At 48.6% G+C, this 22157-nt stretch carries 23 protein-coding genes; 9 read left to right on the plus strand and 14 right to left on the minus strand.

The window, feature by feature from the left end; all coding sequences use genetic code 11:
• The first annotated feature begins 37 nt into the window (after nucleotides 1-37).
• From OKS35_RS03940 to OKS35_RS03955, 4 genes are all read left to right on the plus strand, one after another.
• Nucleotides 38-862, plus strand: a complete 825-nt coding sequence (locus OKS35_RS03940; RefSeq protein ID WP_264092534.1) for an SDR family oxidoreductase — start codon at nucleotides 38-40, stop codon at nucleotides 860-862.
• A 114-nt stretch (nucleotides 863-976) separates the two neighbouring features.
• Nucleotides 977-1240, plus strand: a complete 264-nt coding sequence (locus OKS35_RS03945) for an excalibur calcium-binding domain-containing protein (RefSeq protein ID WP_159562307.1) — start codon at nucleotides 977-979, stop codon at nucleotides 1238-1240.
• A gap of 120 nt (nucleotides 1241-1360) precedes the next feature.
• Nucleotides 1361-1915 carry a helix-turn-helix domain-containing protein gene (locus OKS35_RS03950; protein ID WP_264092535.1) on the plus strand — a complete coding sequence of 185 codons (555 nt, stop codon included), beginning with the start codon at nucleotides 1361-1363 and terminating at the stop codon, nucleotides 1913-1915.
• Nucleotides 1908-2861 carry an alpha/beta hydrolase gene (locus tag OKS35_RS03955; RefSeq protein ID WP_264092536.1) on the plus strand — a complete coding sequence of 318 codons (954 nt, stop codon included), beginning with the start codon at nucleotides 1908-1910 and terminating at the stop codon, nucleotides 2859-2861. The genes OKS35_RS03950 and OKS35_RS03955 overlap by 8 nt, the downstream gene beginning before the upstream one ends.
• 36 nt (nucleotides 2862-2897) lie before the next feature.
• Here the strand turns inward: OKS35_RS03955 and OKS35_RS03960 are convergent, their stop codons facing one another.
• Nucleotides 2898-3734, minus strand: a complete 837-nt coding sequence (locus OKS35_RS03960) for an alpha/beta hydrolase (RefSeq protein WP_264092537.1) — start codon at nucleotides 3732-3734, stop codon at nucleotides 2898-2900.
• 185 nt (nucleotides 3735-3919) lie between these two features.
• Between OKS35_RS03960 and OKS35_RS03965 the strand changes: the two genes are divergently transcribed.
• Nucleotides 3920-4678 carry a glucose 1-dehydrogenase gene (locus OKS35_RS03965; RefSeq protein ID WP_214781131.1) on the plus strand — a complete coding sequence of 253 codons (759 nt, stop codon included), beginning with the start codon at nucleotides 3920-3922 and terminating at the stop codon, nucleotides 4676-4678.
• A 14-nt stretch (nucleotides 4679-4692) separates the two neighbouring features.
• Here the strand turns inward: OKS35_RS03965 and OKS35_RS03970 are convergent, their stop codons facing one another.
• Together OKS35_RS03970 and OKS35_RS03975 are read right to left on the minus strand one after the other, a co-directional pair.
• The gene (locus OKS35_RS03970; protein WP_214690901.1) at nucleotides 4693-5487 is read right to left on the minus strand and encodes a helix-turn-helix transcriptional regulator; all 795 of its coding nucleotides are present in this window, start codon (nucleotides 5485-5487) and stop codon (nucleotides 4693-4695) included.
• Nucleotides 5488-5639: 152 nt separating this feature from the next.
• Nucleotides 5640-5900, minus strand: a complete 261-nt coding sequence (locus tag OKS35_RS03975) for a DUF1294 domain-containing protein (RefSeq protein ID WP_159562313.1) — start codon at nucleotides 5898-5900, stop codon at nucleotides 5640-5642.
• A 208-nt stretch (nucleotides 5901-6108) separates the two neighbouring features.
• Between OKS35_RS03975 and OKS35_RS03980 the strand changes: the two genes are divergently transcribed.
• The gene (locus OKS35_RS03980) at nucleotides 6109-6897 is read left to right on the plus strand and encodes a LysM peptidoglycan-binding and 3D domain-containing protein (RefSeq protein WP_159562314.1); all 789 of its coding nucleotides are present in this window, start codon (nucleotides 6109-6111) and stop codon (nucleotides 6895-6897) included.
• Nucleotides 6898-6943: 46 nt separating this feature from the next.
• Here the strand turns inward: OKS35_RS03980 and OKS35_RS03985 are convergent, their stop codons facing one another.
• Nucleotides 6944-8164: a cation:proton antiporter gene (locus OKS35_RS03985; protein ID WP_264092538.1), complete on the minus strand. Its 1221-nt coding sequence runs from the start codon at nucleotides 8162-8164 to the stop codon at nucleotides 6944-6946.
• A gap of 109 nt (nucleotides 8165-8273) precedes the next feature.
• Here OKS35_RS03985 and cls point away from each other — a divergent pair, with 109 nt between their 5' ends.
• A complete protein-coding gene (cls, locus tag OKS35_RS03990) occupies nucleotides 8274-9740 on the plus strand; it encodes a cardiolipin synthase (RefSeq protein WP_264092539.1) in 1467 nt (488 codons plus the stop codon).
• Nucleotides 9741-9783: 43 nt separating this feature from the next.
• Here cls and OKS35_RS03995 read toward each other — a convergent pair whose 3' ends face one another.
• The 5 genes from OKS35_RS03995 to OKS35_RS04015 all read right to left on the minus strand — a co-directional run bounded on the left by OKS35_RS03995 (nucleotide 9784) and on the right by OKS35_RS04015 (nucleotide 14364).
• Nucleotides 9784-10761, minus strand: a complete 978-nt coding sequence (locus OKS35_RS03995) for a hypothetical protein (protein ID WP_159562317.1) — start codon at nucleotides 10759-10761, stop codon at nucleotides 9784-9786.
• The gene (locus tag OKS35_RS04000; RefSeq protein ID WP_012726320.1) at nucleotides 10758-11786 is read right to left on the minus strand and encodes a DUF58 domain-containing protein; all 1029 of its coding nucleotides are present in this window, start codon (nucleotides 11784-11786) and stop codon (nucleotides 10758-10760) included. Before OKS35_RS04000 ends, OKS35_RS03995 begins: the two co-directional genes overlap by 4 nt.
• Before the next feature lies 1 nt (nucleotide 11787).
• Nucleotides 11788-12696 carry an AAA family ATPase gene (locus tag OKS35_RS04005; protein ID WP_012726321.1) on the minus strand — a complete coding sequence of 303 codons (909 nt, stop codon included), beginning with the start codon at nucleotides 12694-12696 and terminating at the stop codon, nucleotides 11788-11790.
• A 113-nt stretch (nucleotides 12697-12809) separates the two neighbouring features.
• On the minus strand, nucleotides 12810-13508 hold the full coding sequence (locus tag OKS35_RS04010) for an amino acid ABC transporter permease (RefSeq protein ID WP_074037007.1): 699 nt from the start codon (nucleotides 13506-13508) through the stop codon (nucleotides 12810-12812).
• Nucleotides 13509-13515: 7 nt separating this feature from the next.
• Nucleotides 13516-14364 carry a transporter substrate-binding domain-containing protein gene (locus OKS35_RS04015; RefSeq protein WP_264092540.1) on the minus strand — a complete coding sequence of 283 codons (849 nt, stop codon included), beginning with the start codon at nucleotides 14362-14364 and terminating at the stop codon, nucleotides 13516-13518.
• Nucleotides 14365-14628: 264 nt separating this feature from the next.
• Here OKS35_RS04015 and OKS35_RS04020 point away from each other — a divergent pair, with 264 nt between their 5' ends.
• Nucleotides 14629-15168 carry a GNAT family N-acetyltransferase gene (locus tag OKS35_RS04020; protein ID WP_159562319.1) on the plus strand — a complete coding sequence of 180 codons (540 nt, stop codon included), beginning with the start codon at nucleotides 14629-14631 and terminating at the stop codon, nucleotides 15166-15168.
• 125 nt (nucleotides 15169-15293) lie between these two features.
• On the opposite strand, the gene OKS35_RS04025 is transcribed toward OKS35_RS04020, so the two are convergent.
• The 3 genes from OKS35_RS04025 to OKS35_RS04035 are packed head-to-tail and all read right to left on the minus strand — an operon-like array spanning nucleotide 15294 to nucleotide 17104.
• Nucleotides 15294-15746, minus strand: coding sequence for a GNAT family N-acetyltransferase (locus OKS35_RS04025; protein WP_012726325.1), 453 nt, complete (start codon nucleotides 15744-15746; stop codon nucleotides 15294-15296).
• Between the two features lie 15 nt (nucleotides 15747-15761).
• Nucleotides 15762-16475 carry an MBL fold metallo-hydrolase gene (locus tag OKS35_RS04030; RefSeq protein WP_012726326.1) on the minus strand — a complete coding sequence of 238 codons (714 nt, stop codon included), beginning with the start codon at nucleotides 16473-16475 and terminating at the stop codon, nucleotides 15762-15764.
• A gap of 11 nt (nucleotides 16476-16486) precedes the next feature.
• Nucleotides 16487-17104: an NUDIX hydrolase gene (locus OKS35_RS04035; protein ID WP_196430736.1), complete on the minus strand. Its 618-nt coding sequence runs from the start codon at nucleotides 17102-17104 to the stop codon at nucleotides 16487-16489.
• Between the two features lie 124 nt (nucleotides 17105-17228).
• Here OKS35_RS04035 and OKS35_RS04040 point away from each other — a divergent pair, with 124 nt between their 5' ends.
• Nucleotides 17229-17741: a DinB family protein gene (locus tag OKS35_RS04040; protein WP_264092541.1), complete on the plus strand. Its 513-nt coding sequence runs from the start codon at nucleotides 17229-17231 to the stop codon at nucleotides 17739-17741.
• A gap of 32 nt (nucleotides 17742-17773) precedes the next feature.
• On the opposite strand, the gene parC is transcribed toward OKS35_RS04040, so the two are convergent.
• Both parC and parE read right to left on the minus strand, forming a co-directional pair.
• Nucleotides 17774-20179 (minus strand): DNA topoisomerase IV subunit A, encoded by a 2406-nt coding sequence (parC, locus tag OKS35_RS04045; RefSeq protein WP_214690891.1) that lies wholly within the window; start codon nucleotides 20177-20179, stop codon nucleotides 17774-17776.
• 2 nt (nucleotides 20180-20181) lie between these two features.
• Nucleotides 20182-22149 (minus strand): DNA topoisomerase IV subunit B, encoded by a 1968-nt coding sequence (gene parE / locus OKS35_RS04050; RefSeq protein ID WP_264093053.1) that lies wholly within the window; start codon nucleotides 22147-22149, stop codon nucleotides 20182-20184.
• Nucleotides 22150-22157 lie beyond the last annotated feature (8 nt).

Below are 22157 nucleotides of genomic sequence, written 5' to 3' on the forward strand. Positions count from 1 at the left end.
AAAAGTTTAAACATATAAACATTAAAGGGGAATGAATATGAACCAAAAACAAACGATTGTCATCACAGGAGCATCGAGCGGAATCGGTCGGGCAACGGTCGAACTGTTCAGCAAACGAGGCTGGCATGTCGCCGCGACGATGCGAAGACCTGAAGACCATCAAGAACTGTCTAACCTAAAAGGGGTGTCTCTCTATCAGCTAGATGTGACGAACGAGTCGAGTATCCGAGAGGCATTTAAACAAATCGTCTCGGATCATGGAACGATGGATGTGTTGTTGAACAATGCTGGATACGGAGCGGTCGGAATTTTCGAGGAAGCCTCTCCCGAACAGATTCAGCGGCAATTTGATACGAACGTATTCGGGGTCATGAATGTGATTCGGACAGCACTCCCATACTTCCGCAAACAGCGGAGCGGACGGATTGTGACCGTCTCCTCCGTCGGTGGACAGATCACATTCCCAATTTACAGCTTGTATCACAGTTCAAAATGGGCGATTGAAGGATTCATCGAATCGCTCCAGTTCGAGTTGGCACCTTTCAATATCGACATGAAATTGATTGAGCCGGGACCGATTAAGACAGACTTTTACGGTCGTTCCCAAGAACTCGTCCGTGACCAACCGCTCGATGTATATGATGGCTACACAGAGGTTGCGCTCCATAACACGAATGCCGCTGGTGCGAACGCCGAAGGTCCAGACGTTGTCGCTGAGACGATTTGGCGATCCGCGACCGAACGGAAGAAACGACTCCGTTATCCAGCAGGTAAACAAGCGGGCCTTTTGATTGCCCTCAAGCGTTATCTCCCGAACCGGGTATTCTTCGCGATTGTCCGAGGTGTCGTTGAAAAGAAATAATGAATCATATCCTTTTTGTTTTCTATAGAAAATGAGAAGGATTTTTTATGTCGTTTTGAGAATGATTCAACTCACACAAAATTACCCGATATACCATCTAAGAGGAGGGATTTCATGAAAAAAGTCATGCTAGCACTTTCAACATTCATTCTAGTCATCGGATTGTCTTCAACACCGACAAAATCAGTAGATGCAGCGGTTAAGACATTTAAAAACTGTACAGAGTTAAACAAAACGTATAAAGGTGGTGTAGCCAAGTCAAAGACGACGAAAAATAAAGGTGGTAAGACACGTTACACGCCATATGTAAGTAAAGCACTATATGACGCGAACAAAGCACGTGATCGCGACAAAGATGGAATCGCCTGTGAGAGATAAGAACATGTATATAGCCGCCAATGAGGGCGGCTTTTTATATGGACGTAGACACATATTCGGACGCATGATATTATCATAAGTAATAATATTATCAAATATGATAATAATGAGGTGAAGATGATGAATCAAGACGTTTTAAAAAGTCTGTTAAACCCGATTCGCATGAAAATTTTTCAGCACGTTCTCATGAACGAGCAAGTGACGACCGGTGAGTTGGCAAAGTTGCTTCCCGATGTGCCCCAAGCGAGCCTCTATCGCCATATCAACAAGATGGTACAAGACGAGATTTTATCTGTCGCAAGTGAGAACAAAGTACGTGGGGTGTATGAAAAAGTGTACGCGATTCAAAACAATCCATTGACCGCTGTCAATCAAGTCGTCGAAGATGAAGATCGTGAACAACTATATAAAATATGTTACACGTTCGCGATGTCACTGCTCATGGATTTCGGAGACTATTTAAAGCGGGACAAAATCGACCTTCAAGGAGACAAGGTCGGCTTTCGGAGTATCCCACTTTATCTGTCTGATGCCGAGAGTGATCGATTCCTAAGAGGTCTCTACGATCTCTTAGAGGGAGTGCTCGAGCATGAACCATCTGAAGAACGTACGTTGCGGAAATTCTCCTACGCGTTCATGCCGGTAGAAGAAAAGGAGGAGATGGATGATGTATAAACAAGAAAATGTGTTGATTCAAGGGGAAACAACCATTGCTGCCACCATAACGACACCCGATCAGGAACGGTCGCCCTTTCCAGCCATCGTCCTCATCGGAGGGACGGGAGGATTGGACCGTGACGGAAACGGTACCGGCTTCAAGTCAAACTTGTATAAAGACTTAGCAGAATGGCTGACGATCCAAGGATTCATCACATTACGCTATGACAAACGGGGTATTGGCAAGAGTGGTGGCAATCGACATAGCGTCGGTCTGACAGGACTCGTTGATGACGTGTCGGCGGTCGTCCGTTATCTGAAATCTCATGATCATGTCTCACAAGACGTTTTATTGCTCGGCCATAGCGAAGGATGTATCGTCGCGACACTCGCAGCAGAACGTGAATCCGTTTCTGGTCTCATCCTGTTGTCTGGTGCCGGTGTCGCCTTGAAGACGAGCATGCAGGAACAGGCGCATGCCTTACTCGATGAAGTGAAACGTACGAAAGGGATCAAGGGTAAACTGCTTCGCTTTAGCTTGAATGAGAAGTCGGTCGTCGGGAAACAACAAAAACTGTTCGAGCGCGTCACAGCAACGGATCAGGATACGATGCGGATCCAGCTGATGAAGTTCCCTGCCAAATGGTTACGGGAGCATCTTGCACACACAGACGTGTCACTTCGAGAACGATTGGTTCAATTGAACATTCCGACGCTCGCACTGACAGGAGACCGGGACGTTCAAACGGACGTCGAGCATCTAGATGAGCTCGCTGCACTTCACGTAGAGCATATCGAGGTACAAAAGATTAAGGACATGGACCATATGTTGAAACATTTCGATGGTGAGATGAGTATTTTGGACGTGAAAAAACAATATCGTTCACAACTCAGTGAACCGCTCCATCCTGAGCTACAGCATCAACTTCACGAATGGCTAAAGCGCCACGACTGGGCATCATGACGAACAAGACAGCGGAAACCTCTCCGCTGTCTTGTTTTATGTATGTAAGAACCGCTCAACGTTTTCCATCGAGAAATGACGGCTCCATTGAACGAAGTGTCCACCTGGTACGGCAATCAATTGTACAGAAGGATGAAGCAGTCGTTCCGCTCGTTTGACATGATGGAGCGTTCGCTTCGCCTCCTTCAAATCAATTCCCGTGAAATCCGCATAATACAGGTGCGTCGGGACTTGGACGCGTCGTAACAAGTCCTTAAAATCCAATCCATCATAACCAAACAACAAGTGTAAGCCACCGGTCGAAAGACGGGCCGATTGCTCGACAGCAGAACGAATCGATAACGTCGGCTCGACCCCGATTCGTCGACAGAACAGTTGGAACCGCTCTTCAGAAAACGTGGGGTCACTCTTACTCACTTTCGTTTCAATCCAGTTCAAGAGGCGTCGTGGTGAATGGTGATACAGTAGACGTAAAAGCGGTAAGGCGAATCCGAAGATGCCATATTCCCGATATGGTAGCATAGCGTTCGGTTTATGTCCTTGGTCGAGAAGTATCAAATGCCTGACTTGGTCTGGATAATGGACTGCATAAGCCAGGGCGATGGCACCTCCCATCGAATGACCGATTAGTCGAACCGATTCAAGGTGTCGTGAGATTCGATACGTCTCGACCCAGTCCGCGAGTACTTTGGAGGTGGCGAATGTATGTAGTCCCTCACTTTCACCAAATCCAGGTAGATCTAACAGGTGAACTTCGAAATCTTTATGTAATGCTTCGGCAAATAATTGGCCTTGTGACCCAGTGAATCCTCCACCGGGAAGGAAAAGTACAGGTTCACCTCGACCATGGACGGTTGCATGGAATTGTCTCACGTCATCTCTCCTTTATATAATGGAGTGCTTTCCATTCAAGTATAAAGATTGCTGGGAGTCAATTGAAGAAAAATCGTCATGTTTCTCAGGAGGCTCGCAACCAAATGTGGGTATAACATAGTGACAGGCAGATTACTGTCATCACACATCGTATACGTTCTGACCTTTCAAAGGAGGAATGAGGAATGAAGCTTTCAGGAAAAACAGCAATTGTCACTGGCGCAGGTTCAGGCATGGGGCGAGCCATCGCCAAACTGTTTGCGGAAGAAGGCGCACGAGTCGTCGCCTTCGACTTGAATGAAGATGCTGTGCAGGCGGTAGTTGATGAAATCAAAGCAGCGGGTGGGGAAGTTCTTGGCATTGCTGGTAACGTGACGAATCAAACGGATATTGATAAACTCGTCGATGCGGCGAAAGACACGTTCGGCTCGGTCGACATTCTCGTCAATAACGCGGGAATCATGGACAACTTCATGACGGTGGGAGAAGTGACGGATGAATTATGGGACCGTGTCCTTGGCGTCAATTTGACCGGACCGATGAAACTTTCACGTGCCGCCATCCAAGTGATGGAGAAGCAGAACCGGGGTGGCGTCATCATCAACAATGCATCGGTCGGAGGATTATTCGGTACACGAGGTGGTGCAGCGTATGTGGCCTCAAAACATGCGTTAATCGGATTGACGAAGAACATCGCGGCGACACATGGCACGCTCGGTAAGATTCGAGCAAACGCCATCGCACCGGGTGGCGTCAATACGAATATTGGGTCAACCATCACAGCACCGAGCGAACTTGGGATGCGCGCCATTCAAGGGGCGGGGGAAGCCCCGATGGGAGAACCAGAGCAAATCGCGAACGTCGCCCTCTTTTTAGCATCGGATGATTCGAGCTTCGTGAATGGAGATGTTTTGAAAGCCGATGGTGGGTGGACCGCAAGATAAAAGAAAAGAGTCGGTTATTCGGCTCTTTTCTTTTGATATTGTTTTCGATAGGCGAGCGGGGTGATTGCATGATGTGCTTTGAATGTCTGTACGAAATGACTGACACTTGAGTAGCTCAGGCGATTGGCGATGTCTGCGATACCTTCCGTCAAATCTTCTAATAAAGTGGCGGCCCGCTCCATTCGCTTCATCTGTACATACGCAATAGGAGATGTGTCTCCAAAGAATACAAACAAACGAGAGCACTCACTTCGACTCACACTGCCCGCATGAGCGATTTGGGCTAATGTCGGTCTGTCCTCTATGTGAGCGTCGACATAAGCAAGCATATGACGAAGACTTTCCCGTTTGTTCTCATTCTTCATCGTTTCAGTCTCTTGCTGAATCCAGTAGCGCCAGATGACTGTACATTGAAGTGTCGCATCCATCAATGCGAGTGGACCGTCCGCAGATAAATGTTGAACGGCCCGTTCAATCGTCTGAATAATAGATTGATGACCTCGTTCCGGTTTTATCATATGTATGGACTTTTCAGTATTTAGATATGGCGTCACATATCGCTTCGCCAACTCGGGATGGAACAAAGCAGTCGGATCAAATTCGAGTAACCTCATCGGTGACGCTTCCTCGATTTTCTCAACCATGACACTTTGTCCTCGTGCCAAGAGAACGGCTTCTCTTGGATGAAGGGTGAGGCTTACTCCGTTCACTCGAATCACGGACATCCCAGACTTGCAAAAAAGAACAGTGAAGTGATCAGTCACCTTTAATGTCAATGATCCGTGACGAATCATCTCGATACTCTTCAAAAGAGCCATCCTCCTCGTTTCGGAAATTTCCCGACATTTCATTTCGATTGTTCACGGAGAAACACTTTGAAATGAGCATGAACTGGGACGAATCTGACATTTTTAATCATCGTTCATTAAAAGATACAATCGAGTTTCTTCTATATAAGAGTTTAAAAAATCAGCCAACCGGTAAACGCAGCATGCACGAGAATTGCAACAGGCACTCCGATTCGGAATTTCGGTTTTAGCGTCTTATGACGAAAGACGCGCATCGCCAAATAGGCACCGAACGCTCCACCGATCCATGCCATCGTCAACAATGTCCGCTCAGAAATACGCCAAGCTCCGACACGAGACCGTCGTTTATCGACAAAATATGACACAAACGCTAGTAAATTAGTCACAATGTAATATAGCAGTAATAGTTCCAAAGACCAAAACCTCCTTTTTTCTCTCTATAGTATATCTTAAATTGGCTCTGTGAAGCCGTTTCAATAGATTGAAACAATTTTCAGAAACCTCTCATCCTCGTGAATTGTTCTGTAAATGAACTGATAACACTCTCATATCGTCCTGTAATCGCTGTGAAATATACAGGTGTTACAGTAAGGGGGCGTTAGAAAAGGGAGGAATATTCTTATGAAAAAACCACTATTGACACTAACGGCACTCGCTGGCCTTAGTTTAGGAGTCGCTGCTCCAGCTTCGGCAGCATCAACACACACAGTTCAGTCTGGAGATACACTCTATCGTATCGCCGTGAACAACAACGTCTCTGTAAACGACATCAAACAAGCGAACGGCTTAAACTCAAATATGATTTATCCGAACCAAGTCTTGAAACTTGGAAAGGCAGAAGCAAAATCACAAGCTTCTACTGCATCTAAAACGTATACAGTTAAATCAGGTGATACACTTTATCGTATCGCATTGAACCACGGGATCTCTGTCAATCAATTGATGACTTGGAACGGTCTTGATTCAGATCTTATTTTCCCTGGACAAGAGTTCGCCGTGAAAGGTGCAGCCGCTGCATCTGTAGCGAACGATGCGAAGACAACAGCACCGAAGACATCGACATCAGCACCTGTAACAAAAACTGCATCGTCTACAACGCAAACCCAAGCTCCGGCTTCAGGTCAGACAATGACAGTTGAAGCGACAGCTTATACACCATATTGTGCAGGATGTTCTGGTATCACAGCGACAGGAATCGACGTTCGTTCGAACCCGAACCAAAAAGTCATCGCGGTTGACCCTTCTGTCATTCCGCTCGGCTCTAAAGTATGGGTTGAAGGATACGGAGAAGCCATCGCAGGAGACACTGGTGGTGCCATCAAAGGAAACAAAATCGATATCTTGATGCCGACACAAGAGCAAGCACTTGCTTTCGGTCGCCAATCAATCACAATCAAAGTCTTGAACTAATTCAAGCTGATCAAAGACACTGCCATCGGGCGGTGTCTTTTTTTGTCTATACCTTCTCCCAAGGATTCTTCACTTTCGTCAGTCCGAGTCGCTTCGCGAGTGGTTTAATCGTCAATCCATGTAGGGCGACAGACGTTACGACTAAACCGAGTGTGATTGGCAACATCCGTTCCGCATCTTCAATTCCCAGTTCGGCAATCTCTTGTGCAAAGAAACCGGTCACCGTCATCGCAACAATACCTCGAGGGGCAATCCAGCTGATGAGTGCCCGTTCTTGAGCGGATAGCGGAGAACCGAGGAGCGACGTCTGCACCGAGATCGGTCGGACAAAAAATAAGATTCCGAGAATCGACAAGAGGAGAGGCCAGTCGAAAATGGCGAGTAAACTATCACGTGTCAAACTTGCCGTCAGAATGATGAAGACTGTCGAAACCAGCAAGATTGAAATGTTCTCTTTAAACTCACGAAGCTGTTTCAGAATATGCATATGTCCATGCTTTGAATTTGCCATCGTCAATCCCATTGCCGTTACAGCCAATAGCCCAACCTCGCTCATGACCCACTCACTGATTGAATATACGAGGAGGACCCCAGAGAACGTGAGGGTTGTTCTTAAATATTCAGGGACTTTCTCATTCCCGAATAAACGAATCAATAGATGCCCAACGGCAATCCCAAAGGCAACGGCGACGATACAGGACCAAAAAAATGGCAAGTGGCTCGCGAGCCCGTCGTTTTGATAGAAGATGAATCCCACTCGAACGACAAAGAGTCCAATCAAGGCCCCAAGGGGATCAACGATGATCCCTTCCCATTTCAAGACTTTAGCTGGGCGAGCGGACAAGTTAGCTTGTCGAAGTAACGGGATGATGACGGTCGGTCCGGTCACGACAAAGATGGCACCGAGCGTAAATGCTGGCAACCAATGAAAATCTCCAACCATAATGAGCAAAATCGAGGTCAAGATAAAAGAAACGAGTACCCCGACCGTGACGAGACGAAAGATTGATCTCCGCAAATCGTCAATCTCCCTGAATTCGAGACTGAGGCTTCCTTCGAACAGGATGAGCGCCACCGCGATGGAGATGAGTGGGCTATAAAGCTCACCGAGTATCCGATCCGGCTCCAACCAACCGAAAATCGGTCCGACTAGAATCCCTGCAACCGTCATAATCAAGATGGCTGGGAAGTCAAATCGCCAAGCGAGTAACTGCGAAAGTGCACCGATGAGGACAAGTAAGCTGAACCCAATCATCATGTCTTCCATAAGCTTCCCCCGTTTCTTCACTTCTTCATTAATGTATACCCAAATCAGGAAAAACATTTGCTAAGATAGTCTGATTTCGGGTAAGAATTGAAAGAAAGGGAGGGATACCATGGAAGTGACTATCGGACTCATTATCGTCATCATGACTTGGCTCATCTTATTGCTTAACCTCACGTTTGCAATCACCATTATCTTTTTTGAAAGGCGTGACATTGGAACGACTTGGGCGTGGTTACTCGTCCTCTTCTTCTTGCCTCTCATCGGATTCTTCGTCTACATCTTCTTCGGTCGATTGATCAAATCTCAAAACTTTTATGAAGTCGAAGAAGAGAAACGTGAAACGTATCATCATCATGTGGCGGAGCAACTTGACCAATTGGACCAATCCATGGCACCGTTCAATCATCCACTTCTATTGAAGCACCGACGACTCGCACGATTGAATCTCGTATCGACGAATGCGATGATGTCTTTCCAGAACGATATCGACGTCCTTCACGACGGAAAAGAGAAGTTTGATCAACTGTTTCGAGATATTGAACAGGCGACGAAAGAAGTGAACATTCAATATTACATCATCCAAAACGATGCGCTGGGTCAATCGTTAATTCGCTTATTGACCGAAAAGGCAAAACACGGATTACGTGTCCGACTCCTCTACGATGCGGTAGGCTCGAGGGGACTGAGGCACAAACACTTTAAGGACCTGCTGGCCCACGGTGGGGAAGTCAAATCGTTCTTTCCGTCCAAACTCGGCATCAACTTCCGCGTCAACAATCGAAATCACCGAAAGCTCTGCGTCGTTGACGGAGAACTTGGTTATATCGGCGGCTTCAACGTCGGGGATGAGTATCTTGGAAAGGATGAGCATTTCGGTTATTGGCGAGATGTTCACTTACGAATTTCAGGAGACGCCGTTAAGGAATTGCTCGAACGATTCATCCTGGATTGGAATCGCTCTGTCCCGACACGAACGAAGGCACAGAAAGACGACTTTGTTTGGCCAATCGAAGGGATTGCTCGTCATGCGTCCCCGGTTCAAATCGTGACATCGGGTCCAAACTCGTCGACGGAGCATTTAAAGAATATGCTCGTCAAAATGATCACCCAGTCGAAAGAATGTATCTATATCCAGACTCCCTACTTCATCCCGGATGCAAGTTTCCTTGATGCCTGTCGAATCGCCCTGATGGCGGGTACTAAGATCAAACTGATGATCCCGAACAAACCCGACCATATGTTTGTCTACTGGGCGACCTATGCGAACGCTGCGGAACTCGTACGTTACGGGGCAGAAGTGTTCACGTATGAGGAAGGATTCCTTCATGCGAAAACGCTCGTCATTGACGGAGAAGTCGCATCAATTGGGACGACGAACATCGACGCCCGAAGTTTCCGCCTCAACTTTGAAATTTCAGCGCTTGTCTTCGACAAAGCCGTCGCTCAGTCCGTCATCGATGCGTTCGAGCGAGACGAGGCACGCGCTGAGCGGCTAACCATCGAACGATATGAATCGAGGACACGTTGGATTCGCTTCAAAGAGAGCGTGTCCCGCCTTCTCAGTCCAATTTTATAATGAAAAACATCCGGTCAGAAGGAACTCCTCTGCCGGATGTTTTTTAGCGTTTATTCACTTGTTCAACGAGTCGTTCGAATGAATCACTAATTGCTTGTGGCGCTTCCTTGTCCCCATACTCTGCGGCCTCTAACCAATCTGCATAAAGCCTGTGGTCCGTGAACTCGATTCGCTGCAACCAATCAGCCACCGTCTCCTCTCGATGACGTGGGTGATGCTGTTCTAACTTTCGTCCCGTCTCAAGAAGGCGAATCTGGCGAGGCGAGCGGACGATCCGCTTATCTGAGAGTGTCGGGTGGTGAATACTCCTAGGAATCATTCCATCTTCCTGGATGTCTTTTCGCTTCTGCAGATAGAAGAACAATCCTACCCCAAGAAGCAAGATCATTACAAACACTCCGATATAGAACAGCGAGTTATTCGATGCGGACGCGAGCAATGTCTCTTGCGCCACTGTCTCCGCATCTAGATTCGGATTATCCGGTACGAGGAAGCGGTTTACGCGATCATTCGGGTCGAGTACGATTCCATCAAACCAGCTCCCGATCCACAAAAAGAATGGAGTGATCCAGGCGACGACATTACCAAACAATAGCTCTTTAATCGTACGAATGATGAGAGAGACAATCAGACCGATGCCTAGGCCTACGGTCAACATCGTCACCATCCGCTTGTAGTCGCGACGGTAATACAGGTTTCGTTGCCAAATCAAAAAGATGAACGGAAAGAGCACCATCGCGAGCGATTGCGATGCCGGGGGGAATAACCAGTCCGCCACTAAAAACAATACGCTCGCCATCGCGTAACGGTCCGTCCAATCCAACGTCCGAATGAATGCATGAACGTATGTGAATATCAAAAGCATGATGCTCATCTCATAAGAGAAATAAAGGGCACCGACGCTCATGATCGTCTGTACAATCAGTTGTGTATTCCGAGGGAGACGAAGTGTCAATAAGAAGAGCAATGGAAACACGTGCCCGATGTAAAATGCTGCGAAGACCCACCATAACCATCTCATTGACCGTCACCCCCCAAGCGGAGAATCGACTGATTCCCACTGTATTTGGCGACCTTTCGTTCAAACAAGGAGCGAGCAAGCGGAAAATCACTCTCGGACAGACAAGCGAACGTCGTCATAATCTTCCGAAAATGTACCTCACCACTTCCCGGTTGAAGGTCATACGTGATTCCATCCTTCGTAAGCGTCGGGACAATCAGACCGTAACTCGCATTTTCTTTCTCGAAATCACGGCATAATGCGGCAGCTTGCGAGATGAGGCGCTCCATCTGATAGGTGAGGGCACGTCCATCCTTCGTCAACAAGTCGAGGACGATGACATATTCATTTGCTTGTACCGGTTGCTCGGTACGGGCCAGCAGTTCGCCCGTCTTCGCATAGGCAGACCAATATAGCTGTCGCATCGGTTGCCCATGATATGGAGTGACCGATTGGAACGTCTCCGGGTCACGATAGGCACTATGACGAACCATCTCCTCACCTGGGAGAGTAGGGGGACGTTTCGGAATCGGATAGGGCGAAAACTCTGGGAAGACATAGCCGATGCGTGGGAGTGAGTCCTCTTTATAGAGCGAGAACATACGTAACGGATCCCGAATTTCCATCCCGATAGCCTCAAGGCGGATAGGACCTCGCTTCTTCGCATGGAGCGGGATTGTGAAGTCGACAGTCGCATTCGTCTCGACAAAGTTCTCCTGCCGCCAAAACGCATGTCCTTCTGATTCCACGGTGGGATGCAAATAGCCGGATAGGCGGACAACGCCAAGCGGGACTTTTGCCGTCGACACAAGTTTCAAGACATAGACGGCCTCGTCATTCGGAAAGAGTTTCATCTCCTCAGTGAGGTCGACATGGATTTGTTCTGCCAATCGAAACATAAAAGATGGCATGACCAGTGCATAGAGACTGAATCCAATCAATAGACTGGCAATCAAGACGTTCCCATAAAGTGCCGTAAAGACCCCGACGACGAACAGGAGCCACATATAGCCGGACTCGAGATAGCGTGGGCTGACTAACTGCATCTTACACCTCTGAGGGGACCGGGATGGTCTCGAGTACAGATTTGATCAACTTTGACGGCTTCGTCTTCAGCGACGCTTCGACCGTCAAGACGATTCGATGCCCTAAAATCGGAAGCGCGAGTGCCCGAATATCTTCTGGTGAGACATAGTCGCGTCCTTCCATATAGGCATGAGCCCGAGCCGCCATCGTATACGCGAGCGTCGCACGTGGACTTGGTCCAACCTCGATGTCACGATGATGACGAAGTGACTCCATCAAATCCAGTAAGTAATCCTCCATCGCCTCGTGGAATCGGACATCTCGTACCTCTTGTTGCATCTTCAACAATTCGTCCTGTTGCAGAGAGAAAGATTCTGAAGCGAGGTGCTCATTGCGAATCAGTCGTCGTTCGGAATCTCGCGAGAGGGGAGCGAGTGTCAATTTGAATAAGAAACGGTCCAATTGAGCCTGCGGGAGCGGAAACGTCCCTTGTCCATCGAATGGGTTTTGAGTGGCAATCATAAAGAATGGTTCCGGTAGCTTAAGCGACACTTCCCCAAGTGTCACTTGACGTTCCTGCATCGCCTCAAGCAACGCAGATTGTGTACGTGGCGTCGTCCGGTTAATCTCATCGACAAGTAGAATCGATGTGAAAATCGGACCCGTCCGACGTTCGAACGCTCCGGTCGTCGGATTGAATAACTCCATTCCTAAAATATCACTTGGCAATGTATCCGGGGTACACTGTACACGCTGAAATGTCGCTGATATCGAACTTGCCAAACTACGGGCAAGTGTAGTCTTCCCCGTACCGGGACGGTCCTCGAGTAAAACGTGACCTCCTGATAGTAATGCAATCGAAGCGAGCTTGATGGCTTTCGATTGACCAATGACTTGATCATTCAAATGTGAAACCCATGGATGGTTCATTCAAAATCCCCCTATATTTTTCTGATAATTAAGAAAATCATAGCATAATCGGTTCAGGAGATGTATCAAAAATCCATTTCACTAAAAAAGACCGACCGGCATAAGCCAGTCAGTCAACGTTTTGGAGAATCCAAGTATCGTTCAAAATGACGTTCGAGCCATTCTTGGAAAAAGGACATGAACGTACAGATTGCCCAGTAGATCAACGCCACGACGATATACACTGTCATGTAGTCGAACTCTCGTCCACCGACGATCTTGGCCTTATTAAATATCTCAGGTACCGTGATCATCGCAGCGAGCGAACTCGCTTTAATCAGATCGAGAAAAACGTTTGAGAGCGGCGGAAGGGCAATCCGTGTCGCCTGCGGTAGGACGACCCCCTTCAATGTCAACCATTTCCCCATCCCGAGTGAACGAGCCGCCTCAACCTGTCCGTCATCAACCGCACGAATCGAGGAGCGGATGATCTCAGCGATATAGGCGGCAGAATTCAGACTAAATCCGAGAATGGCTGCCGTCAAAGCGGCGAACTCGATTCCGATGAACGGGAATCCCGAATAGAGGATGAACAGAATGATCAAGATGGGGACTCCACGCATGAACGAGATATAGAAAGTCGACGGATAGCGAAGGAGTCGTGTCGGAGACAACTTCCCGAGCGCCAGCAAAAGACCAAGCAGGAGACCAAAAAACATGCTGATGAACGAGATCCAAAGCGTATTCGGTAACCCGCCCAACAGGTAAGGAAACGATTGGATCGCCAGGTCTACGTCAAAGATGGCGTCCCATTTGACATCTGAGAACGACATGCCAACATTACTTCGTTTCGACGATTGTTGCGTCTACGTCAGGTTCTACCGAAACATCGGCACCATTATAGAATTGCTCAGATAGTTCTTTGACTGTACCATCTTCAAGCATTTCATCTAGTACACGATCGATGTTCTCCTGGAGCTCGTCATTGTCTTTATCCATCAAAAATGCTACTTCTTGCGGGTTATAGGCGATATCCGGATGAATCGTGATATCGAACTCAGGGAAGAAAGCAAGTGCCAACGTTTGAAGATAATAGTCGTTCAAGATGACATCGGTCCGTCCCGTCGAAACGTCGCGCAAGTACTGATCGTTCGTGGCGTTGTCATAGATGACTTCTTCTGCTCCATACTCTCGAGCCACATCCATGAAGACAGTCGTCGCCTCACCAGCGGCTTTCTTGCCTTTCAAATCCTCGAGTGATTCAATTCCAGAGAGGTCACTCTTGCGAACGATAGCAGTCCCGTAAGTGTATTTATACGGTTTTGAGAAGGCGAACTTCTCTTTACGGTCTTCTGTTACCGAGATATCATTTGCAGCGATGTCAATTTGACCGTTCTGAACACTCGTTAACATGTTGTCAAATGCCATTTCTTTGAACTCGATTTCGAGATCAAGGCGTTTGGCGACTTCTTTCATGAGTTCGACATCGAAACCTGTCAACGTATCGCTCTCTTCTTCACGGAAAGAAGCGGGGTAGAGGGTGCCGGCAGTTCCGACCGTCAATGTGCCTTCTTCTTGAATCTCTTCCCAGCGTGTCGTATCTGCTTGATTCGTGCTATCATCACCACAAGCGGCAAGAGGGATTGCTAAAAATAAAGTTGCTGCCAAACCTTTAGTCGTTCGTTTCACAAGAATTCCTCCTTAAGATGGTTCATCTGTCTAAAAATAGCATGACTTCAGCGGTCTAGCAACTGTGAAACATAGTTTAAACAGGTGAATTTAAAATTTGAAACGTTTATTCATAAAGCGTTATCATTCCGATGAATGCTAAATTCACAACAATGATACAGAAGTAAAATTAAATTGAGACAGAATCAATGAGCCTTATATTACATTCTGGAAAGTAAAATGAGATGAATGAAGAACTAATACGCAATAGAGGAGGCGGAGCGGATGAGTATGATTCGAATCAGAGCCCTAGATGAGGCGCATGTTCACATTGTGAATGATGCAAATGATCCTTTTCCAATCATCGGACGGATAGTTCCCAGTTACATAAACGGTCAATGGTCTTATGTTGAAGAGCTAGATGTCGTGACGAAAGAAACCTCATTTCCAGAAGACCGGATTGATTGGACGCAGTATATCGAACATGACAATCGAATCGTCTTTTTAGCGATGGACGCTGATGAATGTGTCGGACAAATCCGACTCGTGAAGGATTGGAGTCGCTTTGCATACATTGAAAATATCGCGATCCGTCAAACATATCGTAAGCGTGGGATTGGACAAATGTTGATCGAAACAGCCGAACAGTGGGCAAAAGAGAAACGGATGATTGGTTTGTCGCTTGAAGCTCAGAACGATAATCTCATTGCTTGTCGTTTCTATGAAAGACAGGGATTTCAACTTGGTGGCGTCGATTCAACAAAACAATATGCAAACCCACAAATTGAATTGACCTTGTACTGGTACAAGATTTTTAAGGAATAGGGAACTTCAGTCAGAGCAATTTTTTGCTCTATTTTTTACTAGTTTACATAACATATATTATCAGTAAAAATAATATCTCATCTCATTATCTTAGTATACTTATGATAGTGAGATGAGATTTGAATTTAAGACGTATGCGTATACCGGATCAATGTGACGCCATGTTCTGGTTCGAATTCGGCACTCGGTTCAAATCCAAGTTTCGTATACAGACGCTTCGCCGGTCCGTTATGCTTGCCCGTATGCACGTAAATCAACTTTCCTTTGTGAATGCTCAATATGTGTTCGAGTAACGTCGTCGCCAGTCTCGCCCGAAAGTATGTCGGGTCGATACATAGTTTCGTGATTTCAACAGTTTTCTCAGATGCTTCCACCGTGACAAACCCAATCAACCGCTCCTCGATATATAAGCCATAACTCGTGCCTGGTAAGTTTTGAATGACATCAATCGTCTCATAGCGCGCTGGGATTTCGTCAAACCCGAGCAGTTCCGCTTCGACCGCATAAGCGTTACGTTGAATCTCGAGCATCTGTTGGGCTTGCTCAAATTGATGAATGGCAACTTCTTTCAGCTGCATGGTGCAACCCTCCCGTTAACGGATAAACTTTCTCGCCTGCTTCCGTTTCGCCCGTTTCAACGCCAAATAGAGCCGGTGTGTCCCTTTGAGTGGCGGACCATGCCCTACGAAGGTAAGGAGTGGTGACAAGTCCACTAGGCGCTCCGCGCTCTCGACGGCAACGGACCGATTCCATGTCGCGAGTCCTGGTAATGGGAATAACGGCCGAACATCTCCCGCCACCGCTGCCCCTCCCTGAGTTTGAAAAGCGTCACCTGCAAATAATACCCGATTTACCTCGTCATAGTACGCAATCGACCCTGGTGTATGACCCGCTGCATCGAGGACACGTAAACCGAATAACCGCTCACCAATATCTAGTACCGCATCCGGTGTAGAACGAATCGTCGGCAAAGAACCACGAATCTTGTTCTGCTCTTCTTCCTCTAGCGACCGATCTCCCGATAAGAGGCGGGCATCACGTCGGGAGATGAAGAGTTCAGCGAGCGGATGTTCTGCTTTGATCGCGTCTACCCCACCGATATGATCCCCATGAGCATGCGTTAACAATATCGCGAGGAGTGGCTTGTCGAGTTCGGCGATATACGATAGGATATCGGTCGCGTTCCGCTCCAGCGCCGTGTCGATCAAGACGAGTCCGAGCTCATGCTCAAACAGTTGAACGTTGATTGGCAGTACGGGAGCATAAAAGGTCAGTTGATGGATATGTCCATATCGTCTTACTTGCATCATTGAGCCTCCTAGTCGAATAAAGTGGTCCAGTCTTCTTCTTGCCAATGCGCGTCAAAGCACATATGAATCTGTTCGATCGTATTTCGGGCAAGGGAGAGCTCAGGTAAATCGTCTCGTTCAAAGAAACCGACGTCACTCGTCTCCACGCCGGCGCTCCCCTCCCCGTCACCAATCAGTGCACACTCGATGAAAAGTTTGTAATAATGCTCCGAGAGAGGTGGGTGTGGATGTTCATGCATATCGAACAAGGCGAGCAACCGTACTGGAATCACATCCAGGCCAGCCTCTTCCTCTACTTCTTTGATGATATTCGAGGCAGGAGAGCGATTCACTTCACAGAAACCGCCGGGTAAGGTCCACAACCCATCTGACCGCTCCTTCACGAGCAGGATTCGGTCATCTTTGAAGATGACGCCTCGTACATCAAGTTTCGGAGTCGGATAACCGTCCACATGAACGAGTTGTAAGATGGCCTCGTTCGATAAGTCCGAGTGCCGTTCATACATCTCTCTTACGATTTCTAGTAACTCTTCGTACCGTTCTCGGTCATATTGATCACGCGTGAACGTCAGACCGGCCTGAGACAGCGCCTGAATCCGTTTCGCCCACGTAAGCCATTGAGACATATAGATCCCCCTATCTTTTGTCCTACATGTCTTTTTCGGCAAATCGATGCATTCTTCCTTTTCAGAACTCACATTCTCTGACTTCAGTTTTCAATCACGTATACTAAAAGAAAATGGAGGTGAGATGTTGAGGATACGCTATGAATTAATCAGATTCAGAAAAGATCTCGCACGTTATACCATGTCCGACTTGCGATACAAGCATGCCCCGAGCATCTGGTCCATTGGCCAAATGTTTGACCATCTCATTTTGGTCGCAGAGGAGTATTTAGAAGAGGCCGACCGCTGCCTACGTGGTGAGGGTGAACTCGGTGGAGAGAAGACGTCTTTTGGAGAAAAGTTGTTCGAACTGGGAGACTTTCCACCGATAAAAATCGAGCTCCCACCTGAGATGAATCAACCACCGAACAATACTGACTCGAAAGATCGATTGCGAGAACGCATGACCATCTTAATCTCAAAGATGGATACGTTGGAATCCCGTTTGAACGATGCAGATGACAATCGAAAGACGCTTCACGGTGGGTTCGGCTGGCTGAATGCGAGAGAATGGTTCAACCTCATCGAGATGCACACGCGGCACCATCGACGACAACAACACGATCTAGAGATATGGCTACGACAAAAAGACCTGTGAACGGCGAATCAGCCAAATCACAGGTCTTTTGATTAATCGAGATACACGTCCTCGATTTCACCGAACGAGTCTTCGTCAAAGACGAACGAGCCGTTGGCATAGCGATCGAGTAGCGTAAGGGTTTTTGTCTTTACTTGTTTTGCTTTTTCTTTTCCGACGATATGAAGCGTCTCATCCCCATGTACCGGAAGCACACGACGGATTTGGTGCGGTTTTGATTTGACCTCACGAATGAGCATCGTCCCCCGAAGGTTGCGGTTCGTACAGTCGAACTGGTCCTCGAGCTTCATCTTCTTGACCGCTCCCCGTTGCGTCACGAGAACGAATAATGGCGGCGTGAAGAAGGAGAAGGCATCGGCGACGAGGTCACCGTCTTTCAGGTTCATCGCCTTCACACCGGCTGCCCGCTGTCCGACGACAGGGACATCATCCTCTTTGAACCAGAGCCCGTATCCACGCTCTGAAACTAGGAACAACTGCCCTGGACCGTCACTGATCCCGGCGAAGACGACCTCGTCGTCACCTTTCAGCTTCAAGGCCATGAGTGGTTTCGATTTCCGCTGCGCGTCGTAGTCGCGTAACGGTGTACGTTTGACCATCCCGTCTTTCGTCACGAAGAGGCAATGGGCGTCCGTATCAAACGTCGAGACGACGTCTGCCGAGATAACCTGTTCCCCTTCAATCGGAACGAGGTTGGCCACGTGTTGTCCGGCATCCTTCCACTTCGATTCTGGAATCTGATGGATCGGGATGAGGAGGTAGCTGCCCTTGTTCGTCCAGACGAGCAAGTGGTCCGTCGTCATGGCTTGTGTGGTAAGGAGTGGACGATCCTTTTCTTTCATCTCCGGTAAAACGTCACTCGACGCTCCATACGAACGCATCGAGGCACGTTTGACGTACCCGTCACGGCTGACGAATACCATCGTCTCTTCGACAGCAATCATAACTTCCGTCTTCAGTTTTAATTCCTCAACTTCCGACTCGATGACCGAACGACGGTCATCTCCGAACTCGTCACGCAATGCCGTAAGTTCTTTCACGATCAACTTCCGTTTTGTCGCGTCCACGTCGAGGATGTTTGAGAGGCGGGCAATCTCTTTTTGGAGCGCCTTTGCTTCTTTTTGCAACTCGACGATGTCCGTATTCGTGAGTCGATACAATTGGAGCATGACGACGGCTTCGGCTTGTCGTTCCGTGAATGAGAACCGCTCCATCAGTTTCTTCTTCGCGTCCGCCTTGTCTTTGGCGGAACGGATCAATTCGAGTGTCTCATCGAGGACCGAGATGGCTTGTTCTAAGGCATCGACGATTTCAGCACGTTTCTTCGCCTGCTCGAGTTCGAACGTCGTCCTGCGCGTCACGACCTCTTCGACATGCTTCAAATAGGCATCGATGATTGGGATGATTCCCATCTGCTTCGGCGTCCGGTTCACGATCGAGACCATATTATAGTTATAGGCGAGCTGTAGGTCCGTATGTTTCAAGAAGAAGTGAAGCACACCTTCTGCGTCGGCCTCTTTCTTCAATTCGATGACGACCCGAAGTCCCGTCCGATCTGTTTCGTCACGGACTTCTGCGACGCCTTCGACCTTTTTATCGAGGCGGAGCTCTTCCATTTTTTTGACGAGGTTCGCCTTATTCACTTCATACGGAAGTTCTGTGATCGTGATCTGTTCACGGCCACCTTTTAATTGCTCAATCTCGGACTTCGCCCGGATGATGACCTTCCCTTTACCGGTCTCGAACGCCTTTAGGATACCGTCTTTACCCATGACCGTCCCCCCGGTCGGGAAGTCAGGACCTGTGACATACTCGAGCGCATCTTTAGCGATATCGACCTGGCCATTCAAACGTGCGATGGCAAGGTTGAGGACTTCTGTCAAATTATGCGGTGGGATCTCCGTCGCATAACCGGCTGAAATCCCTGTCGTTCCGTTCATGAGCAGGTTCGGGAGGAGCGACGGCAAGACGAGCGGTTCTTCCGTTGAATCGTCAAAGTTCGGCGTGTAATCGACCGTATTCTTCGCAATTGACGTCAACATGACACCCGCAATCTTCGAGAGACGGGCTTCCGTGTAACGCATGGCCGCCGCCGGGTCACCATCCATCGATCCGTTGTTCCCATGCATGTCGATGAGCGGATACCGGAGTTTCCAATCTTGCGAGAGACGTACCATCGCCTCATAGACGGACGAGTCACCGTGCGGGTGATAGTTCCCGATGACGTTCCCGACCGTCTTCGCAGACTTCCGATACGGCTTATCGTTCGTATTCCCCTCGTGGTGCATCGCATATAGAATCCGGCGCTGTACAGGCTTGAGTCCGTCACGTGCGTCCGGTAAGGCGCGGTCTTGGATGATATATTTTGAGTAACGCCCGAACCGGTCTCCAACGACCTGTTCGAGAGATAGGTTTAAAATGTGTTGAATCGTCGACATTGTTACATCACTTCCTCAATCGCTTTAGTCACATGTTCATTGGCGATGATCGAATCATCTTCCTGGAGTCCGAAGGCGACGTTCTCCTCAATCCATTCACGACGGTGCGTGACATTGTCGCCCATCAGGACAGACACACGCTTATCCGCAACGGCCGCATCGTCGACTGTGACACGGATGAGTGTACGAGTGTCCGGGTTCATCGTCGTCTCCCATAACTGGTCCGCGTTCATCTCGCCAAGACCTTTGTAGCGTTGGAGGATATAGCCTTTCTTATACACTTTGACGAGCTTCTCGAGTGCCTCTTCGTCCCAGGCATAGTCGAACTGTTCGGACTTGCCTTTCCCTTTTGAGATGCGATAGAGCGGTGGCAAGGCAACGAACACGCGGCCCGCCTCGACGAGCGGTCGCATATAACGGAAGAAGAACGTGAGGAGGAGCACCTGGATGTGTGCACCGTCCGTGTCGGCATCCGTCATGATGATGACCTTGTCGAAGTTACAGTCGTCCAAATCAAAATCGTGACCGACCCCGGCGCCGATCGCATGGATGATCGTGTTGATCTCTTCGTTTTTCATGATGTCCTGGAGTTTCGACTTCTCCGAGTTGATGACCTTCCCGCGCAGCGGCAGGATAGCCTGGAACGTACGGTCCCGCCCTTGTTTGGCTGAACCACCGGCCGAGTCACCCTCGACGAGAAAGAGCTCATTCTTAGCAGCATTCTTTGACGTCGCAGGCGTCAATTTTCCGTTCAAGATGCTCGAGCGTTTCTTTTTCTTCCCGTTACGGGCCTCTTCCCGTGCCTTGCGGGCCGCCTCGCGAGCCTGTGCCGCACGAATCGCCTTCTTGATGAGCATCGTCGCCATCTGAGGGTTCTCTTCTAGGAAAATCGTCAACTGTTTCGCCATGACGCTGTCAGCGCTCGCACGTGCCTCCGGTGACCCGAGTTTCGACTTCGTCTGCCCCTCGAACTGGAGGAATTCCTCCGGGATCCGGACCGACACGATGAGCGTGAGTCCCTCACGGACGTCGCCACCGTCGAGATTTTTATCTTTCTCTTTGAGTAAACCGTTCTTCCGTGCATATTCGTTCATGATTCGGGTCATCGCCGTCTTGGCACCGACCTCGTGCGTTCCACCATCGCGTGTCCGGACGTTGTTGACGAACGAGAGCACATTTTCGGAATAGGCGTCCGTGAACTGAAACGCGAGTTCGATCTCGATCTCATTCTCGACCCCTTCGAAATAGACGATTGGGTGGAGTGTCGCCTTGTCGTCGTTCAAGTATTGGACGAACTCGGCAATCCCTTCCTCGTAATGGAACGTCTCTTGCTTCTCCGTACGCTCATCAGTGAGCGTAATCGTCAATCCTTTTAAGAGGAAAGCCGATTCACGGAGGCGTTCGGCGAGCGTGTCATAGTTATACGTCGTCGTTGAGAAGATGGTCGCATCCGGTTTGAAATAGACACTCGTGCCGGTTTGGCGTGTCTTGCCTGTCTCAATCAGTGTCGTTTGAGGCACACCGCCGTCTGCAAAGGTCTGTTCGAACACTTTTCCGTCACGATAAATCGTCACGACGACCTTGCTTGATAGGGCGTTGACGACCGAAGCACCGACGCCGTGGAGTCCACCAGACGTCTTGTATCCGCCTTGTCCGAACTTTCCTCCAGCGTGAAGGACCGTAAAAATGACTTCTGGGGTAGGCTTTCCAGAGGCGTGCATTCCTGTCGGCATCCCGCGGCCGTGGTCACGGACCGTGATGGCATCGTCCTTATGAATCGTCACATCGATTTGACCACCGAACCCAGCGAGCGCCTCATCGATCGCGTTGTCGACGATCTCATAGACGAGATGGTGAAGTCCGCGATGGTCGGTTGACCCGATGTACATCCCCGGTCGTTTCCGCACGGCCGTGAGTCCTTCGAGCACCTGGATGGCGTCTTCATTGTAATTAAATAGATTTGTTGACATAGCAGTCA

The organism is Exiguobacterium sp. N5 (assembly GCF_025842465.1).
GTDB lineage: Bacteria > Bacillota > Bacilli > Exiguobacteriales > Exiguobacteriaceae > Exiguobacterium > Exiguobacterium profundum.

Bases quoted from the DNA above. Each gene is read 5' to 3' on its own strand.
- OKS35_RS03940 (WP_264092534.1), top strand. From the start codon at position 38: ATGAACCAAAAACAAACGATTGTCATCACAGGAGCATCGAGCGGAATC.
- OKS35_RS03945 (WP_159562307.1), top strand. From the start codon at position 977: ATGAAAAAAGTCATGCTAGCACTTTCAACATTCATTCTAGTCATCGGA.
- OKS35_RS03950 (WP_264092535.1), top strand. From the start codon at position 1,361: ATGAATCAAGACGTTTTAAAAAGTCTGTTAAACCCGATTCGCATGAAA.
- OKS35_RS03955 (WP_264092536.1), top strand. From the start codon at position 1,908: ATGTATAAACAAGAAAATGTGTTGATTCAAGGGGAAACAACCATTGCT.
- OKS35_RS03965 (WP_214781131.1), top strand. From the start codon at position 3,920: ATGAAGCTTTCAGGAAAAACAGCAATTGTCACTGGCGCAGGTTCAGGC.
- OKS35_RS03980 (WP_159562314.1), top strand. From the start codon at position 6,109: ATGAAAAAACCACTATTGACACTAACGGCACTCGCTGGCCTTAGTTTA.
- OKS35_RS03985 (WP_264092538.1), bottom strand. From the start codon at position 8,164: ATGGAAGACATGATGATTGGGTTCAGCTTACTTGTCCTCATCGGTGCA.
- cls (WP_264092539.1), top strand. From the start codon at position 8,274: ATGGAAGTGACTATCGGACTCATTATCGTCATCATGACTTGGCTCATC.
- OKS35_RS03995 (WP_159562317.1), bottom strand. From the start codon at position 10,761: ATGAGATGGTTATGGTGGGTCTTCGCAGCATTTTACATCGGGCACGTG.
- OKS35_RS04000 (WP_012726320.1), bottom strand. From the start codon at position 11,786: ATGCAGTTAGTCAGCCCACGCTATCTCGAGTCCGGCTATATGTGGCTC.
- OKS35_RS04005 (WP_012726321.1), bottom strand. From the start codon at position 12,696: ATGAACCATCCATGGGTTTCACATTTGAATGATCAAGTCATTGGTCAA.
- OKS35_RS04010 (WP_074037007.1), bottom strand. From the start codon at position 13,508: ATGTCGTTCTCAGATGTCAAATGGGACGCCATCTTTGACGTAGACCTG.
- OKS35_RS04020 (WP_159562319.1), top strand. From the start codon at position 14,629: ATGAGTATGATTCGAATCAGAGCCCTAGATGAGGCGCATGTTCACATT.
- OKS35_RS04025 (WP_012726325.1), bottom strand. From the start codon at position 15,746: ATGCAGCTGAAAGAAGTTGCCATTCATCAATTTGAGCAAGCCCAACAG.
- OKS35_RS04030 (WP_012726326.1), bottom strand. From the start codon at position 16,475: ATGCAAGTAAGACGATATGGACATATCCATCAACTGACCTTTTATGCT.
- OKS35_RS04035 (WP_196430736.1), bottom strand. From the start codon at position 17,104: ATGTCTCAATGGCTTACGTGGGCGAAACGGATTCAGGCGCTGTCTCAG.
- OKS35_RS04040 (WP_264092541.1), top strand. From the start codon at position 17,229: ATGTTGAGGATACGCTATGAATTAATCAGATTCAGAAAAGATCTCGCA.
- parC (WP_214690891.1), bottom strand. From the start codon at position 20,179: ATGTCGACGATTCAACACATTTTAAACCTATCTCTCGAACAGGTCGTT.
- parE (WP_264093053.1), bottom strand. From the start codon at position 22,149: ATGTCAACAAATCTATTTAATTACAATGAAGACGCCATCCAGGTGCTC.